Below are 16,776 nucleotides of genomic sequence, written 5' to 3'. Positions count from 1 at the left end.
CTTAAAGAAAGTAGGATAACAGTAATGAATTCAGCGTTATGGATTAGCAAAACCGGCCTTGCGGCGCAAGACGCTAAAATGAGTGCCATCTCAAACAACCTGGCGAACGTTAATACCACCGGTTTTAAACGTGATCGAGTGATGTTCTCCGATCTGTTTTACCAGAACCAGCGCGCACCAGGCAGCCAGTTGGATCAGAACAACATGGCGCCGACCGGCGTGCAGTTTGGTAGCGGTGTGAAAATTGTCGGTACGCAGAAAGAGTTCTCCGTCGGCAACGTACAGAATACCGGGCAAAACCTTGACGTCGCGATCGCTGGCCAGGGCTTTTTCCAGGTGGAAATGCCGGATGGCGATATTGGCTACACCCGCGCCGGTAACCTGCAGAAGAATGCGGACGGCATCATCGTTACCGCGCAAGGTCTGCCATTGATCCCGCAAATTGAATTGCCTGAGCAGACCAAAGAGATCCAGATTGCCAAAGACGGCACGGTAATGGCGAGCGTCGGTGGTGAGACAGATCTGGTGGAACTGGGCCAGATTACCCTGGTGAATTTCGTCAATCCGGCCGGTTTGGAAGCCGTCGGGGGCAATATGTACCGTGAAACTGCGGCCAGTGGCGCAGCAGTGGAAGGGGTTCCCGGCGAAGAAGCTTTTGGCCAGTTGGAACAAGGGGCATTGGAAGGTTCGAACGTCCAGGTTGTTGAAGAAATGGTCGATATGATCACCATCCAGCGCGCCTATGAAATGAACGCCAAAATGGTCTCTGCGGCCGATGATATGTTGAAGTTTATTACTCAGACCATGTAATGGTTGAGTGGAAGAAGTGAAGAACGTAATGAAAAAGATATGTGTTATGAGTTTATTGGCCTTGGTATTGACCGGATGCGGCAGCTCGCCTCTGTTAGTCAAAAAAGACGATGAGGCCTACGCACCACCGGAAGATATTCTTGCGCCTGCCAGCCAGGTCAGCGGTGGTGGCCTTTATAACGGAGCCTACAACTGGTCGCTGCTGCAAGATCGCCGCGCTTACCGGGTGGGGGATATCCTGACTGTGCGTCTTGATGAGTCTACCCAGGCCAGCAAACAGGCACGTACCAATTTCGGCAAAAAGAACAATGTTTCCATCGGTGTACCAGAAGCTTTTGGCCGTTCGGTAGATCAGTTGAGTGGTTCTGTGGATGCCGACCGTAATTTTAGCGGCAACGCGGTATCACAGCAGCAAAACAGCCTGCGTGGTTCGATTACGGTTGCGGTGTACAAGGTGTTGCCAAACGGCGTGTTGGCAGTTCGTGGGGAGAAGTGGCTCACGCTCAATCAGGGCGATGAGTATATGCGCGTGACGGGGCTGGTACGTGCCGACGATGTGGAGCGTGATAACTCAGTGTCATCGCAACGCATTGCCAATGCACGAATTTCTTATGCTGGGCGTGGGGCATTGAGCGATGCCAATACCGCAGGCTGGCTGACCCGTATCTTTAACCACCCCGTATTCCCGATCTAACAGGAGCTGTCATGCGTCATTATTTTATTATTTTCTTTTCACTTCTTTGGAGCGCGGTGAGCTGGGCGGAAACGCTGGGCGATCTGGTTGATATTCAAGGAGTACGCGGTAACCAACTGGTCGGTTACAGCCTAGTCGTCGGGCTCGACGGCAGCGGCGACAAAAACCAGGTGAAGTTCACCAGTCAGTCGGTGACCAACATGCTGCGCCAGTTTGGCGTGCAGATGCCAGCGAAAATTGACCCTAAAGTTAAAAACGTGGCTGCCGTAGCGATCAGCGCGACCTTGCCACCCGGTTATGCCCGTGGGCAGACCATTGACGTGACCGTCTCTTCCATCGGTGACGCCAAAAGTTTGCGCGGCGGAACGCTGTTGCTGACCCAACTGCGCGGTGCAGACGGCGAAGTCTACGCTCTGGCACAAGGCAACGTGGTCGTTGGGGGGATCAAAGCGGAGGGGAATAGTGGCTCCAGCGTGACCATCAATACCCCGACGGTGGGCAGAGTGCCCAACGGAGCCTCGATCGAGCGTGAGATCCCAAGCGATTTTCAGGAAAACGATCAGGTAACACTGAACCTCAAGCGCCCTAGCTTTAAAACGGCCAACAATATTGCCGTCGCGCTCAATAACGCCTTCGGCGCCAATACCGCCACGGCACAGAACTCCACCAACGTGGTAGTAAAAGCACCGCAAGGTGCCGGTGCCCGCGTCGCCTTTATGTCGATGCTGGAAGATGTGCAGATCAATGTCGGTAAACAGCGTCCACGTGTGGTGTTCAATGCCCGTACTGGAACAGTGGTGATCGGTGAGGGTGTGGTGGTGCGTTCAGCTGCGGTTTCTCATGGCAATCTGACGGTCACTATCAACGAGAGCACCAATGTGAGCCAGCCTCCGGCCTTTAGCCGCGGGCAAACGGTAGCAACGCCGGAAAGCAGCGTCAGCGTTAATCGCGGTCGTGGGCAAATGGTGACGGTTCCAACCGGTACCAACCTGCGCAGTATTGTCAGCACCATTAACAGTCTAGGGGCCGCCCCTGACGATACCATGGCTATTTTGCAGGCGCTGCACGAAGCAGGCGCGCTGGATGCCGAATTGGTCGTGATCTAAGGAGCCAGGCCGTGATCAATGCTATCAATCGTCAACAAGCAGTGTTGCCCGGAGATTTTGGCGGGCAAGTCAAACCCCAGACCCTCGAACAGGCTGCAGAGCAGTTTGAAGCTATGTTTCTGCGTTCCGTCATGCATCAGATGCGTAAAGCGTCTGACGCCATGGTGAACGAGGGCGATCCCTTTAACAGCAAGCAGCAGCGCATGATGCGCGATTTTTATGATGACAGGATGGCGACAGAGCTTGCTTCGCAGCGCAGCAGCGGCATTGCCGAGATGATCATGGCTCAACTGGCACCTGCAACACAGGGTGAGCTTAAGATTGACCAGAAAAGTGTCGCTCTACAGCAGCAGCCACAAGAATTAACCCCTCCTGTCATCCCCGTGATGAGCAGAAGGGAGGAGTAACCTATGAGTATCACGAATATCGCGTTTAGTGGTTTACAGGCCGCCCGTATGGGAATGAATGTGACCTCTATGAACATCGCTAACACCTTGACGCCGGGCTATAGCCGCCAGGTGGTGCAGCAAAGCTCCATCGGCCCGATGGGACAAGTCGGCCTGGCGGCAGGTAATGGTGTACAGGTCGACAGCATCCGGCGGGTTTCCGATCAGTACCTGGTGGGGCAAGTTTGGCATACCAATGGCAAAGCGAGCTATTACAACGCCGGGCAGCAGTACCTGGGCGCTTTGGAAAAAGTGGTGGGTAATGAATCCACCAGTTTGGGTAGCGGGCTTGATGAGTTTTTTGCTTCATTAAGCGCCATGACGACGCAACCCGAGTCACCGGCATTACGTCAACAGGCGCTTAACCAGGCGAACTCGCTGGCGATGCGTTTTAATAACACCAACGACTTTATCAACAGCCAGAAAACCTCGATCGCTGCCCAGCGTGAGGCCTCGGTTGAAAACATCAACGTCCTGAGCAGCAATATCGCCAGCTACAACCAGAAGATCTCCGAGATGGAAGCGTCTGGGGGCAATGCCAGCGCATTACGCGATCAGCGTGATGAGTTGGTCAAACAGTTAAGCGGTTTTGCCGACGTGAAGATCAGTGAAGATCACGCCGGGCGTTACACAGTAGCCCTGAAAGGCGGGCAACCGCTGGTGAGCGGCAATACCTCCGGGCAATTGGCGGTGGGTAAAAACAGCGACGGCAGCACGTCTATCAATCTGCAGTTTGGTAACAGTGAATTTTCCCTGAACCCCTCAATGGGGGGGCAGTTAGGGGCGCTGCACGATTATGAAAGCGGTCCGCTTAAAAATATGCAGGACTCGATCCAAGGGATGGCTCAGACGCTGGCTGACATGTTTAACAGCCAACTGGAACAAGGGTTTGATCTCAATGGTAACCCAGGCAAACCTCTGTTTGTGTTCGATCCCAGCAATCCTGGCGGTATGTTGCAGGTCAACAACCTCAAGCCGGAAGAGCTGGCGCTGTCAAGCCAGCCCGGTGAGGCAGGCAATGGCGATAATCTGCTGGCGCTGGTGGATCTGAAGAACAAGAAAAGCCCGATATCGGGTATGGGTGACATGAGCCTGAATGAAGGGGCCGCGTCGATTATTTCTGGGATCGGTATTGCCAGCCGTGAAAACCAGACTGAACTGGAAGCGGCTACCGCCATCTTCCAACAGGCGCAGATTCAGCGTGACAACCTGAGCGGCGTGAATAACGACGAAGAGGCCATTAACCTGCAAGTGTATATGCACGCCTACCAAGCCAACCTGAAAGTGATCGCTACAGGCGATCAGATTTTCAGTGATTTACTTAACCTGTTTTGATGGTTACACCCCGAATAATTCGCGTTGTTTATAAGCTACCAGCAACACGAAGTATGACGGGTATAACGATGAGGAAATAATTCATGCGTGTCAGTAGTCTTTATAATTCTAACGCCATGCTCGCACAACTGAACCAGAATGGTACACGTATCAGTAAGTTGATGGAGCAGATGGCCACTCAGAAGCGTGTTAATGTCCCTTCTGACGATCCGGTTGCAGCCAGCCGTCTGGTGCAGATCAACCGCGAGCAGTCTGCGATTACGCAGTACCAAAGTAATATCACCAGCGTCAGTGGCCGGTTGGCGATCCAGGAATCACATGTCAGCGCGGTCAATAACCAGCTTTTGGCGCTTAACGACAAGTTACTGTCTGCCGCCAACGATACGCACAGCCAGACAGATATGGCTGGATACGGCAAAGAGTTGGAGTCGATGCTGGAAACGCTGGTTGCGGTGATGAATACGCAAAATGAGAATGGCAGCTATCTGTTCTCTGGTACGAAAACAGATACCAAGCCAGTTCAATGGGATGAAACCAGCCAGCAGTATATTTACGCCGGTAATGACGGTACGCGTGAAACAACGGTTGCAAATGGTGTAAATTTAACCGAAAATACCCACTTGGCGCAGGCCTTCTCTCAAGGAGGCGATCAACTGGAGATGCTCAACCAACTCAAAGCGCTGAGTGAAAAGATGCAAGATCCCAATGCCGCCATTAGTGATTACCAGAGCGACATCACCACGATGCTGGAATCTGTCAATAATACGCGAGATAACGTAGCTGCCATATTCACCGATCTGGGTGGACGTCAGAATCGTTTAACCCTGCTGGATAACGCCCATACCGACGTGAGTTCCGCCAATAGTCAAGTGGCGAGTGAACTTGCTGATGCTGACTGGGCAACAACCAGTGTCAATTTGCAGCTTTATATCAATTCGGTGCAGATCACCAATAAAGCTTACAATATGATTAGCCAACTCTCGCTCTTTAATGTGATGTAACGGTTATGCAAGTCGGTTTAAAAACTATTCCATCTTCCACGTCTGCCGCGTTAACGGGCGGCAGGCTGGAGGCACCTCAGTCGGTTCAACAACGTAAAATTGTTAAAACCCCTGAGGCTCGTAATCCTTTTCCTGAAGCTGCGCTGATCTCAACGCGGCCTTTACGCTACAACGTGCAGCTTAATAGGCAAATTACCGCCGTACAGCAAGCCGATAATTATTTGGCAGAAACGGAAAGCCAACTGCTGCAATTGCGGCACACGGGGCTACGTGGGGATAAAACCGCGAAAACCGTCAAATTACAACGCCTGTTGGATCAACGTACCGAGCTTTCTGGCGGCACGGTGGACCGGCATTTTAACGTCACTCTAGAGAAAAAGACCCAGGTGAACTTTGGCCTGGCGATCAGCGAGCAATTGATCGAAAACCCGCAGGGCGAGACACTGATTTTTGCCTTAGGGGGCAACAAGCGCGAATTAACCGCCGTGGTGCTGCCTGAAGAGGGCTCCCCGCGTCAGGTGCTGGCTCAGTTGAACGTCGGCCTTGGCCGCATGGGGATCCATGCCCGGCAGGACAGCGTTGGGCAGGTGATTTTCAGCGTCGATGAATCGCGCTGGGGGCGGGTAAGCCAGCATCTGAGCGTGCGTGGCGAAGGGCGTAATTTCCCTGCCGACTCTTTTACGCTGCTGGCGGCACAACCTGAACAAGCTCAGGATGAAGGGTTGGCGCGTATTGCCGCTCGGTCCGATAATCCGCGCGACACGACCCTCCAGATGCAAAATGCGTTAGAGCGCATCACCACTCAGCGCGGCAAACTGCGTATGCATCAGGAACGCGTTGTGGCGCGTATCAATGATATGGCTACCCCCTACACGCCGCAGCAGGCACAGGACACAGCCCAGGCCTTAGGCAACGTGCTGGAAAACAGCGCGGCAAACTATGCTGATTTATCACGAGCCTTAGGCGCACAGGCCAATATCCGTTTGGCTACGGTGAAGAATCTTTTGGGTTAACAGAACCCCTCTTCCGCACTTCTACCAGACCGGGCGTTGCTGCTTGCCAGCAGCGCCACGATCGTCAAAATCCCCAGGACTCCGCGCTTTTACACGGCTGACCTGAGCCGTCAAACGCATCGCTTCCTTATTGAAAATTGTGCAAAAATATCATGCCTCTATTGCTGATAATAAGGGAGCTGCCATTAGGCTCGTTGGGCTTTACCACAAACCCACCGTACTTCAGCAGATCGATCATCTCATCAATCATTAATCCCCGGTGTGGGGACGCGTAAAAAGTGGGAGCATACGAATAAAAACGTTGCCCGTTACGCCAGCCCTGTCGTTGAATGATCCCGCGGACAATAAAGCGCTTATCATCCGGGCTGGTGATGGTGAGATTCAGCGAGTTATCGATGGTTCTGGCATGAACGTCGTAAATCTCTTTGCGGTGCAGTTGGAGATCGTAAAGCCCAATCTGCAGATCGCTGTCAAACGAGGTTGGACGAGTGAGCTCGACACCTTTGCTAAAATGGGCCACGGCCCCCACGATTGCCGCGGCAGCCAGCAGGCCGCCCCCCCATTTAAGGAGCAGGACAGGTTGCCATTTCATTAATAATCCTCCGGGTTTCACGCAAGACTAGCGTATTGAGCTGCTGTGGTTCGCTGCGCCATTGCCTGATCGCCATAGAAAGCTGGCGCTGATTGCATGAGTTGGTGATGTAGAGCGTATAATTGAGCGTGAGATCGGTGGCGCTGTAATAGACCTGCATGCGAGAAGAGCTGATTCTTAATTGCTGATTCAGGTTGTTGAATGTGTTTCTCAACGTATTGCGCAACGTGCCTGTACGCTGTTGCATCTCTCTGGTTTGCCAGACTTCATGCAGTTGGATGTTGCTATAGACCCCATTTTCCACTTCCACCACCCTGAGCTGATTTGCCCGCGGTATGGAAAAATACCACCAACAGGCAACACAGATAAAAACCAGGACGAGGAGTACAAACCTCTTACGCCAGACGACACTCCTGGTGTCAGAAGTGACGCTTGTGGGTACAGGAAAACAGTGCTCAGGCTCCGCACATGCTATAGAGAGGCTAGCTTCAGCAGAGGGGGGAACGGTACTGTGGTCGTTTTCCTGGAAGCGGTCTGCGGCAGTTTTTTCCGCAGTCATCGTTTCTTCGCTTCGCTCATGCTCATTTTCCTGATCGTTTTCCCGATCTTCTTGCACATTTTCTTCAAAATAGCGGCAATATTCAGCCTCTAACAGATACCCTTTTTTGGGGATCGTTTTGATGATCCTTTGCTGTTTTCCGTTGTCTTCGAGAGCGATGCGCAAAGCATGGATCGCATTGGGCAGGCTGTTATTACCGATCACCCGCCCTTCCCACACCAAGGCCGTCAGTTCCTCGCGGCTCAATATGACACCGCGGTTTTCAAACAGCACTTCCAGCATTTTTAGCTGGTATTCACCAAGGCGTTTTTTTTCACCGGTAATGACATGGATAATTGAGCCAGAAGGGGAATCAATCAGCCAATTATTTACCGAAGCGTACTCTGTTTTGATCATGGCTATGTCGTTCACGCGCTTTTCCTACCGTGTTGCAATAGCTTGCACTGCATCTCGAAGTGACTTGGGTATACATATACTGAAGCAGGTTTTTGAAAAAAAGCCCGGACGTGTGCTGCTTAGCTTAGGCGTTAGCTTTTTTTCCAACCGGAACATGGCATTTTCTTGGTGTTTTATGCGTAAAACCCGTTTTTTTTCGGAGTGCGGTGATAAAAATGGATTAAATAATATATTTTTAATTCATTGATTTTATTTATAAAAAAAATCCACTGCGGCAAAAGAATAAAAAATTTTGCTCATTTTTTTATCTGCGGCTTAATTTCTGATTTTGTTGTGTCGTTTTATTTCATCACAACAGTAATGAACCTGATTGGCAGGTTCTTAAGGAGATAAAACTAATGAGCTTATCCATCTTCACCAATGCCTCTTCAATGGCTTCTACTAACTCGCTGAACAAAGCAAACAGCATGCTCTCAACCTCTATGGAGCGTCTGGGTACTGGCAAGCGTATCAACTCTGCGGCTGATGATGCTGCGGGTCTGCAAATCGCTTCTCGTCTGCAAGGGCAAACCAACGGCATGGCCGTTGCCCAGCGCAACATCGCCGATGCCAACGCCATGCTGCAAACGGCGGAAGGTGCGTTTGATGAAGTGAGCAACATCATGTACCGCATGAAAGATCTGGCAACGCAAGCAGCGAACGACACCAACTCGACAAAAGATCGTGATGCGCTGGATTCTGAGTTCCAGCAACTGAACTCAGAACTGAAAAACATCATGGGCAACACCAAGTTTGCCGGTGAGAAGCTGCTGGAAGGCGGTAAGTTGGCTGGCGGCGCCATGAACTTCCAGATTGGTTCCAGCTCTGCTGAAGTGATGAGTGTGGATCTGAGTACCGATATGACCGCGGTTGGCACGTCAATGACCACTATCGCTGGGCTTGATCTGAAAGATGGCGCTGCGTTTAACGACGTGATTGACGGGCTCGAAACTGCACTGGGTGACGTCGGTACGCTGCGCTCAAGCCTGGGTGCCAACATTAACCGTTTGGGTCACACAGCGGCCAACCTGGCCAACATGAAAGACAACACCGAACTGGCGCTGGGTAACATCCAGGACGCAGACTTCGCGAAAGAAGCCTCTTCCATGACCCGTAACCAGATGCTGTCACAGACCAGCATGTCCATGCTCAAGCAATCTAACAGCATGTCTGGGATGGTGATGTCTCTGCTGGGCTAAACCCTGGCATATCACACCAGAGGTTAGGTGCCTGCCGCTTAACCTGAAGAAATTGCGGTGCCTTGGCGAGTTATACGCCCGCCAGGCGCTCGCTGATGTTTTCGTTTAAAAAATAGAACCCTGAGGATGTTTCTGCCAGGCAATTAATTTGATTATTGAGTGCCTTTATAAACAGCCACTGGGTTGACACTTTGACTGACTAGGAAATTTTTACATGAGCTTATCTATTTTCACCAACGCCTCTTCAATGGCTTCTACTAACTCGCTGAACAAAGCAAACAGCATGCTCTCAACCTCTATGGAGCGTCTGGGTACCGGCAAGCGTATCAACTCTGCGGCTGATGATGCTGCGGGTCTGCAAATCGCTTCTCGTCTGCAAGGGCAAACCAACGGCATGGCCGTTGCCCAACGCAACATCGCCGATGCCAACGCCATGCTGCAAACGGCTGAAGGTGCGTTTGATGAAGTGAGCAACATCATGTACCGCATGAAAGATCTGGCAACGCAGGCAGCGAACGACACCAACTCGACAAAAGATCGTGACGCGCTGGATTCTGAGTTCCAGCAACTGAACTCAGAACTGAAAAACATCATGGGCAACACCAAGTTTGCCGGTGAGAAACTGCTGGAAGGCGGTAAGTTGGCTGGCGGTGCCATGAACTTCCAGATTGGTGCCAGCTCTGCTGAAGTGATGAGTGTGGATCTGCGTACCGAAATGACCGCAGTTGGCACCTCAATGGGTGATGTGGGTGCGTTTACGCTGAAAGATGGCGCGGCATTTAGCGATGTGATCGACGGGCTCGAAACCGCACTGGGTGACGTCGGTACGTTGCGCTCAAGCCTGGGTGCCAACATTAACCGTTTGGGTCACACAGCGGCCAACCTGGCCAACATGAAAGACAACACCGAACTGGCGCTGGGTAACATCCAGGATGCAGACTTCGCGAAAGAAGCCTCTTCCATGACCCGTAACCAGATGCTGTCACAGACCAGCATGTCCATGCTCAAGCAATCTAACAGCATGTCTGGGATGGTGATGTCTCTGCTGGGCTAATTGAGTTGATTGACTCTTCCAGCGTCTGTGTGTGGCAGAAAAGCGGCGAGCCAGGGGCTCTTTGACAGCACAGAACACTCTGTGACTGGGGCAACCACTCTGCAACGCGCAGCGTAACGAGTACATGAGTTCAGAAAAGCACCACCATCCTTTGTATGGCGGTGCTTTTTTTTTGCTTGAACATTTCCTTCCTGATTTCCGCCAAAAGCGGAAATTCCCTTTCCCCCTAATATTCAACTGATTGATTTTATTTTAATAAATAGTTGGCACGCATGTTGCTTTATAAAAGCACAGCGCAGTATCACGGCCGCTAATAAATTTGGAGAAAAATAATGTCCGACCTTACCAGTCTTGATCCACAAACGCTGGCCTCTCAATTGGCCAGCTACGATGTCCTTTCGATGAAAACAGCGTTGCAAAAGCAAACGCTGAATCTTAAGGCGCAGCAAACCGCCCTGAATACCTTGCGGACCTCATTAAACGATTTTCGCACTGCGCTGACCGCCTTAAACAAGACCGACAATGGCATGCTGCAAAATAGCGCCACCACCAGTACGGACGGCGTGGCAACGGTGACCGCCAGTTCAACGGCGCAAAAAGGGACGTATAACCTGTTTGTCAAACAGCTGGCTTCCGCACATCAAGTCTCTTACGACAACCTGAATGATGACGCGATCAAAAACGCCACTGGCACCATGAGCATCACCATCAATGGCAAATCTGTCGATGTCGAGATGGACGGGCTTAACAGCATGGCGGATTTTGCTGGTGCGGTGAATTCGTCGAAAGAAAACCCAGGCGTGACGGTCTCTCTGATCCGCACCGACGGTAACGTCAGCATGATGTTCAGCAGCGATGAGACCGGTGCAGCCAATCAGGTGTCGCTCGATACCAGCAAAATGGACGGCACCAGCGCCGGGCTGTTTGATACGGCCAATCAGGACACTATTTCCAAAGCCGCAGACGCTATTTTCCGTCTGGGTGATAGCCCTAAAGAGTACACCAGCAGCTCCAATACCCTGGATAAGCTGATCGACGGCGTCAAAATCGAACTGACGCAAGCGCAGAAAGAAGGTGAGACACCGCTGCGTATTCAGGTAGGCACCGATACGTCGTCAACCAAAGAGCAGGTGCAGAGCTTTGTGGATGCCTTTAATGCCCTGAAATCTTCGCTGGATACGCTGACGGCCAGCGGCAGTGGGGGTAAAGAGCGTGGAGCGTTCGCAGGGGATTCGGCGATCGCCTCGCTGGAGCGTGAATTGAACGCCATGCTGCGCACCGAGTTTGGCGAGAAAAGCATCACGCAATACGGCATTACTGCCGATCGTGAAGGCAAGCTGAAGATTGACAGCAGCAAATTAGATAAAGCACTGACTGACGATCCTAACGGTTTGAATGCGTTGTTCAACGGTAATGACGGGCTGTTGAAAAAGGTCGATCAGTCTTTGGATAAATACCTCAACTCGTCAACCGGCATGCTGAAGGGGCGTCAGGAAACGCTTGACCGCCAACAGGCTGAAGTTGACGGCAGAACGGACAAGATCTCGGCGCGTTACGAGACATCTTACAACCGGTATCTGCGGCAGTTTACCCAACTGCAATCGGTGATGACGCAGATGAACAACACAATGAGTATGTTTGGTTTAGTTTAACGGAGACACATTTTTATGTATTCAAATGAGCAGGAAAGCCTGGGCCACTATCAACAGTCAGATCTGACTATTCAGGCGGCGGCAGCCACACCACATCAACTGGTATTGATGCTGTTTAATGGCCTGATGGATGAACTGGTACGCGCCAAAAGCCATATCGCCGCCCGGCGTTATGAGCGCAAGGTGAAAAGCATCAACAAGTGCATCGACATCCTCAATGCCTTGACCAGCGCCCTGGATTACGACAAAGGCGGTGAACTGGCGCTGAGCATGGCCAATCTTTACGACTATTGCGTTTACCGTCTGTACAGCGCCAGCCACAAGATGTCGGTGGAGTTTATCGATGAAGTCGAAGGCATCCTCGGCAACCTGCAAGATGGTTGGCAGCGCATGGGGAAACAGAATGGATGATGTACAGGTCATTCACTTTTTGACGCGCGCTTTGGAAGTATCTGCCAGCGAAAGTAATTGGGCAAACGTCCTGAAAGTCGATCAGCAGATCGCCTCACTGTTAAGTGCGCTGGCAGGTAAACCATTAAGCAACACGCAGCGCGAAGCCCTGAGAACACTGAAGCAGGTACACCAGGAAGTGAACGAACACTGCCGTCGGCAGAGCGAGATCCTGGAACGAGAAATGATGCTGCGCCGCCGTAATCAAGAGGGTGCGCTTGCTTACGCTGTGTTTATGAATGATGAGGATATTGGTTAATGATGAGTATGACTGCACCAACGGCAGCAACGGAACTGGGGAGTTCTTCAATGCTCAGTACCGACATTGCGCCATTACAGGCAGCACCATCGGTAGCCACACCTGAAGCAACGGCAGATGCGGCAGTAAACGCATTCAACAGCGCGCTGATGGATGTGACCAATACGTTGCTGGCGGCGGCGGGCCAGGAAGAGCTGTCACAGACGGCTTCTGACGATGCCATGGCGCAGTCTCAGGACGTTTCCGAGCAAAACGACAGCACAGCGGTGATCGATCCTGCCGCTAACCCGCAACAGCTGTTGGATATGCTGTTGATGGCAAGCCAACTGGCGGCAAAAGCGGCGGTTTCAGAAGACAGCCCTGCTCTGCCGGGCAGTGATGTCCTGCTAAGCCAGCGCTTGAATGGCGATGTTCGTCCATCGTCAGCGGCACAAATCGGGATGCCTCAGCCTACTGCGGCGGCAGCGCAACCTCAGCCCGATGCGCAGGTTGACGTGAACACGCCACAATCGGTGTTGGCTGCCGTGAAAGGGCTCACCCCGCTGCCACAACCTGCGGCACTGACGCCCGTAGAAGGAACCATGCCTGCGGCAAATACGCCAGCCATTGGTGAAGCGACCAACCACAGCGCCAAAAACGTCAGCAATAGCAACCCGCTCCACGCTGGGCAAGCCACGACGCTGAAACTGGAAGGCGAGCAGGAGCGTTGGTCACAGCAGCTGCAATCAGCTCTGGGTGAGCGGTTACAGATGCAGGTTAAAAATCAGATCCAACACGCCACCATCCGTTTGGATCCCCCCAACATGGGCAAGATAGATATTTCCCTGCAGATAGAGAACAGCAACATCAAGGTTCATATCAATGCAGGCCAAGGCGAGGTTTATCGCGCGCTGACTCAGATGAGCCATGAATTACGCCAGAGTTTGACCGAACAGAACTTTGTGCAGGTGAATGTTCAGATTTCCTCGCAAGCGGGGCAGCAGCAGAAGAGAGAACAGCAGCAGGAGGCTTCAACAGCGATTTTGCCAGAAGCCGAGTTCGCCAGTGATTCACAGGACTCACGCCTGCACCAAGATGAATCCGTGTTATTGACCATTTGAGAAGACGATGAATATAAAAACGATTTCCCTGAGTCTGGTTTTAGTGCTGGCAACAGCACTGTTGACCGCCGCCGCAACGGTGTACGGCACCCATTTATTGAGTGGAGATAAAGAAAAAGCGGGCAAATCAAGCTCCCTTTTCAAGTCCACAAAAGAGCAACCGGTCGCTTTTTTTGAATTAAAGAATGTGGTGTTGACGATGAAAAACAGCGGTAGGCAGGAACACTACCTGCTGCTGGAACTGGCACTGGTGACCCACGAAAACGCCAAAATCAAGCGCATTGAAGAGATGTCCCCAGCAATCCGCGGCGCCACAGTCAGCCTGTTTTCTGAGCTTGAATACAGCGATGCGCGTGCGCTGAGTGTTAATGAACTGCGCGAGCGCCTAATGGCGGCCTATACGGCGCGTTTTAAGACGCTTGGGATCGAGATGCCGTTCAATGACGTGATTATCAGCAAGATGATTTTTCAATAAGTAGCTAAAGCGATTGATAGAAATGATGGATTTTATTGCCAGCGATGCGCTGACCCCAGCTGACGAATCACGTTATGTGAAGGCCTATTTACCGCTGGTGCGCCGTATCGTAAAGCAACTCTCTTATCAGAGTAGCAGCGTTATGGACCAAGAGGATATGGAGCAGATTGCGCTGATGGGCTTGCTCTCTTCGCTGCGCCGTTATGGGCATCCGGATGAGCAGTTTGCCGCTTACGCAGCCCGGCGGATCCGCGGTGCCATATTGGATGAATTACGGCAGTTGGATTGGCGCCCGCGCCGTTTGCGACAAAAGAACCACAAAATTAATGACGCGATCCGGGAATTAGCGCGTGAATTGGGTAGGGAACCCAGTTTTGAGGATTTGGCCAGCAAACTGTCTATCACGGCCGAGGAATATCAGGAGTACTTGTTGTTGGATTGCGCTAAAGCAATGGAAAGTTTGGATGAGCTGCTCAGCAGCGATACTCACACGGGCGCCTTGGACAGCCGCCCGTTGGAAGAAGGGATTATTAACAGTCGCACCTTACGCAGCGCACTGGCCACCCTTGAACAGCGTGAGCAATTGATTTTGACGCTGTATTACCAGCATGAAATGAGCTTGAAAGAGATCGCGCTGGTACTGGATTTAACCGAGGCAAGGATCTGCCAACTTAATAAAGTCATTACACAAAAGATTCAAAGTTTTTTTAAGAGTGAAGCCTCATGCAAAAGTTATTAGGATTAGTCATTATTTTCGCCTGTGTTGTTGGCGGTTTTATTATGTCAGGCGGCCGTTTGGCTTCTTTTTGGCAGCCCGGAGAGATCATTATTATTCTCGGCGCCGGTATGGGAGCCATGGTATTAGCCAACCCGAAAGCAGTACTGCGTGAAATGTATCGCCAGTTCCGCGGTGTGATGCGTAAAAACGAGTACACCGAAGTCTATCAGCAACAGCTTCTGATGCTGCTGCACGAACTGCTGGAATTGGTACAGAACGGCGGCCTGAAAATGCTGGACGCCCATATCGAAGTGCCTGAGAGCAGCCCACTGTTTCAAAAGTATCCGTTAATTCTGCGTGATAAAGCGCTGGTGACCTTTATCGCCGATAACTTCCGTCTGATGGCGATGGGGAAAATCAACGAGCACGAACTGGAAGGGATCCTGGAGCAGGAACTGGTAGCGATGGAAGAAGAATTGCTACAGCCTTCACGCTCTTTGCAGCGCACCGCAGAAGCCATGCCCGGCTTTGGTATCTGTGCAGCGGTACTCGGCATCATTATCACCATGCAGTCAATCGATGGGTCGATCGCAGTGATTGGTGTGAAAGTCGCCGCAGCCCTGGTAGGGACCTTCCTGGGGGTATTCTTCTGTTACTGCCTGATGGATCCAGTGTCTAACGCCATGGAACAGCGCACCAAGAAGCAAATGGCGGTGCTGGAGTGCGTGCGTACCGTGCTGGTCAATCAAGTGGCGGGCAAGCCGACTCTGCTGGCAGTAGACGCCGGGCGCAAAATGCTGCCGCTGGACTCTAAACCGACTTTCGCCACTCTGGATGGCTGGGTAAATCAACTGACGAGTGAATCTGATGCGTAATTCAGCAAAAGGACATACCACCATCATCAAACGCTCATCGCGTAAAGGCCATGATGCGATCCACGGTGGTGCCTGGAAAGTCGCTTTTGCTGACTTCACCCTGGCGATGATGGCGCTGTTTATGGTGCTTTGGATCATGGGCGCGGTGACCGAGGAAGAGCGTAAAGAAGTGGTGATGCTGCTCAATGGGCAGACGATTTTTGACGGCGCGTCTATCACACCAATGGTTCAACCGGAAGGCGCCAATGGCTCGCTGAACGTGCTGGCAGCCAAACAGGATATCGAACAAAAAGCACCGGTCATGGAGATCAGCCAAGTGCCTGTGCTGACCAATGTCGCGGCGATCGCAGAAAGCATTGAAGATGTTAATAAGCGTTCTGAGGCAGAAATTGAAAACCTGGCCCGGATTATCATGCAGATCACCTCGGCCTACGATGCACAGTCCAACCTGAAAATTGAGATAGTGCCGCAGGGGTTGCGTATCTTGATCCAAGACGATCAGAAACGCGAAATGTTCCAACGCAGCAGCGCGGTGCTGACGCCGTTCTTTAAACGGCTGTTGAGTGAGTTTGCCTCGGCATTAGACACCATCGACAACAAAATTATTATTACCGGCCACACTGACGCCACCCGTTTTCGCGATCAGGAGCATTACAACAACTGGAATCTCTCCGGCGAGCGCGCCATGCAAGCCCGTCAGGTGCTGACGCAAGGGGGCTTGGATCAGGCGAAAATTTTGCAGGTAAGCGGAATGGCCGACCAGATGTTGCTGGATGCTGAGGATCCGCTCAGTTCTTCTAACCGTCGTATTGAGATCATGGTGTTAACCCATGCTGCCAGCGAGTCGCTCTATCAATTCTTTGGAGTGAATGGAGAAAAAGTGGTTAAACCTTTAGCGGACAAAATTGCCCGGCTGTCGCCTGATATCGCTGAGTAATCGTTTTGTTTTGGAAATTGTAGGAAACCTTGTTTTGTTTGTGATCTTTTGCACGCTGTCTGCACC

At 51.8% G+C, this 16,776-nt stretch carries 19 protein-coding genes; 17 read left to right on the top strand and 2 right to left on the bottom strand.

Going from position 1 to position 16,776, the window contains the following annotated elements; all coding sequences use genetic code 11:
• Positions 1-24 precede the first annotated feature (24 nt).
• The 7 genes from flgG to IV04_RS10695 all read left to right on the top strand — a co-directional run bounded on the left by flgG (position 25) and on the right by IV04_RS10695 (position 6,405).
• Positions 25-810, top strand: coding sequence for a flagellar basal-body rod protein FlgG (gene flgG / locus IV04_RS10725; protein ID WP_037397595.1), 786 nt, complete (start codon positions 25-27; stop codon positions 808-810).
• A 28-nt stretch (positions 811-838) separates the two neighbouring features.
• Entirely contained in the window at positions 839-1,504 is a 666-nt protein-coding gene (gene flgH / locus IV04_RS10720; protein ID WP_037397592.1) for a flagellar basal body L-ring protein FlgH, read from the top strand.
• A gap of 11 nt (positions 1,505-1,515) precedes the next feature.
• Positions 1,516-2,610, top strand: coding sequence for a flagellar basal body P-ring protein FlgI (locus IV04_RS10715; RefSeq protein ID WP_037397590.1), 1,095 nt, complete (start codon positions 1,516-1,518; stop codon positions 2,608-2,610).
• Positions 2,611-2,621: 11 nt separating this feature from the next.
• Complete coding sequence (locus IV04_RS10710) at positions 2,622-3,017, top strand: rod-binding protein (RefSeq protein ID WP_037397587.1); 396 nt, start codon at positions 2,622-2,624, stop codon at positions 3,015-3,017.
• Positions 3,018-3,020: 3 nt separating this feature from the next.
• Complete coding sequence (gene flgK, locus IV04_RS10705; RefSeq protein ID WP_037397584.1) at positions 3,021-4,391, top strand: flagellar hook-associated protein FlgK; 1,371 nt, start codon at positions 3,021-3,023, stop codon at positions 4,389-4,391.
• A gap of 83 nt (positions 4,392-4,474) precedes the next feature.
• A complete protein-coding gene (gene flgL, locus IV04_RS10700; protein WP_072010868.1) occupies positions 4,475-5,392 on the top strand; it encodes a flagellar hook-associated protein FlgL in 918 nt (305 codons plus the stop codon).
• 5 nt (positions 5,393-5,397) lie between these two features.
• Positions 5,398-6,405 carry a hypothetical protein gene (locus IV04_RS10695; protein ID WP_037397581.1) on the top strand — a complete coding sequence of 336 codons (1,008 nt, stop codon included), beginning with the start codon at positions 5,398-5,400 and terminating at the stop codon, positions 6,403-6,405.
• Between the two features lie 127 nt (positions 6,406-6,532).
• On the opposite strand, the gene IV04_RS24665 is transcribed toward IV04_RS10695, so the two are convergent.
• A complete protein-coding gene (locus IV04_RS24665) occupies positions 6,533-6,997 on the bottom strand; it encodes a hypothetical protein (protein ID WP_051916753.1) in 465 nt (154 codons plus the stop codon).
• Positions 6,969-7,967: a transcriptional regulator gene (locus tag IV04_RS10685; RefSeq protein WP_231566267.1), complete on the bottom strand. Its 999-nt coding sequence runs from the start codon at positions 7,965-7,967 to the stop codon at positions 6,969-6,971. The genes IV04_RS24665 and IV04_RS10685 overlap by 29 nt, the downstream gene beginning before the upstream one ends.
• A 383-nt stretch (positions 7,968-8,350) precedes the next feature.
• On the opposite strand from IV04_RS10685, the gene IV04_RS10680 reads away from it, so the two are divergent.
• The 10 genes from IV04_RS10680 (at position 8,351) to lafU (ending at position 16,710) form a co-directional block, all read left to right on the top strand.
• Complete coding sequence (locus IV04_RS10680; RefSeq protein WP_037397576.1) at positions 8,351-9,190, top strand: flagellin; 840 nt, start codon at positions 8,351-8,353, stop codon at positions 9,188-9,190.
• A 214-nt stretch (positions 9,191-9,404) separates the two neighbouring features.
• A complete protein-coding gene (locus IV04_RS10675; protein ID WP_037397573.1) occupies positions 9,405-10,244 on the top strand; it encodes a flagellin in 840 nt (279 codons plus the stop codon).
• Between the two features lie 332 nt (positions 10,245-10,576).
• The gene (fliD, locus tag IV04_RS10670) at positions 10,577-11,896 is read left to right on the top strand and encodes a flagellar filament capping protein FliD (protein ID WP_037397570.1); all 1,320 of its coding nucleotides are present in this window, start codon (positions 10,577-10,579) and stop codon (positions 11,894-11,896) included.
• Positions 11,897-11,911: 15 nt separating this feature from the next.
• Positions 11,912-12,307 (top strand): flagellar export chaperone FliS, encoded by a 396-nt coding sequence (fliS, locus tag IV04_RS10665; protein WP_037397566.1) that lies wholly within the window; start codon positions 11,912-11,914, stop codon positions 12,305-12,307.
• Positions 12,300-12,605: a hypothetical protein gene (locus tag IV04_RS10660; RefSeq protein WP_037397563.1), complete on the top strand. Its 306-nt coding sequence runs from the start codon at positions 12,300-12,302 to the stop codon at positions 12,603-12,605. The genes fliS and IV04_RS10660 overlap by 8 nt, the downstream gene beginning before the upstream one ends.
• Complete coding sequence (locus IV04_RS24660) at positions 12,605-13,705, top strand: flagellar hook-length control protein FliK (RefSeq protein WP_051916752.1); 1,101 nt, start codon at positions 12,605-12,607, stop codon at positions 13,703-13,705. The genes IV04_RS10660 and IV04_RS24660 overlap by 1 nt, the downstream gene beginning before the upstream one ends.
• 7 nt (positions 13,706-13,712) lie before the next feature.
• On the top strand, positions 13,713-14,180 hold the full coding sequence (fliL, locus tag IV04_RS10650; RefSeq protein WP_037397560.1) for a flagellar basal body-associated protein FliL: 468 nt from the start codon (positions 13,713-13,715) through the stop codon (positions 14,178-14,180).
• A 22-nt stretch (positions 14,181-14,202) separates the two neighbouring features.
• Complete coding sequence (locus IV04_RS10645; RefSeq protein ID WP_037397557.1) at positions 14,203-14,919, top strand: FliA/WhiG family RNA polymerase sigma factor; 717 nt, start codon at positions 14,203-14,205, stop codon at positions 14,917-14,919.
• The gene (gene motA / locus IV04_RS10640; RefSeq protein WP_037397554.1) at positions 14,904-15,773 is read left to right on the top strand and encodes a flagellar motor stator protein MotA; all 870 of its coding nucleotides are present in this window, start codon (positions 14,904-14,906) and stop codon (positions 15,771-15,773) included. Before IV04_RS10645 ends, motA begins: the two co-directional genes overlap by 16 nt.
• A complete protein-coding gene (lafU, locus tag IV04_RS10635; protein WP_037397551.1) occupies positions 15,766-16,710 on the top strand; it encodes a putative lateral flagellar export/assembly protein LafU in 945 nt (314 codons plus the stop codon). The genes motA and lafU overlap by 8 nt, the downstream gene beginning before the upstream one ends.
• Positions 16,711-16,776: the final 66 nt, after the last annotated feature.

Source organism: Serratia sp. Ag1, assembly GCF_000743355.1.
Taxonomy (GTDB): domain Bacteria; phylum Pseudomonadota; class Gammaproteobacteria; order Enterobacterales; family Enterobacteriaceae; genus Chania.
This window is presented reverse-complemented; position numbering and strand designations above follow the sequence as displayed.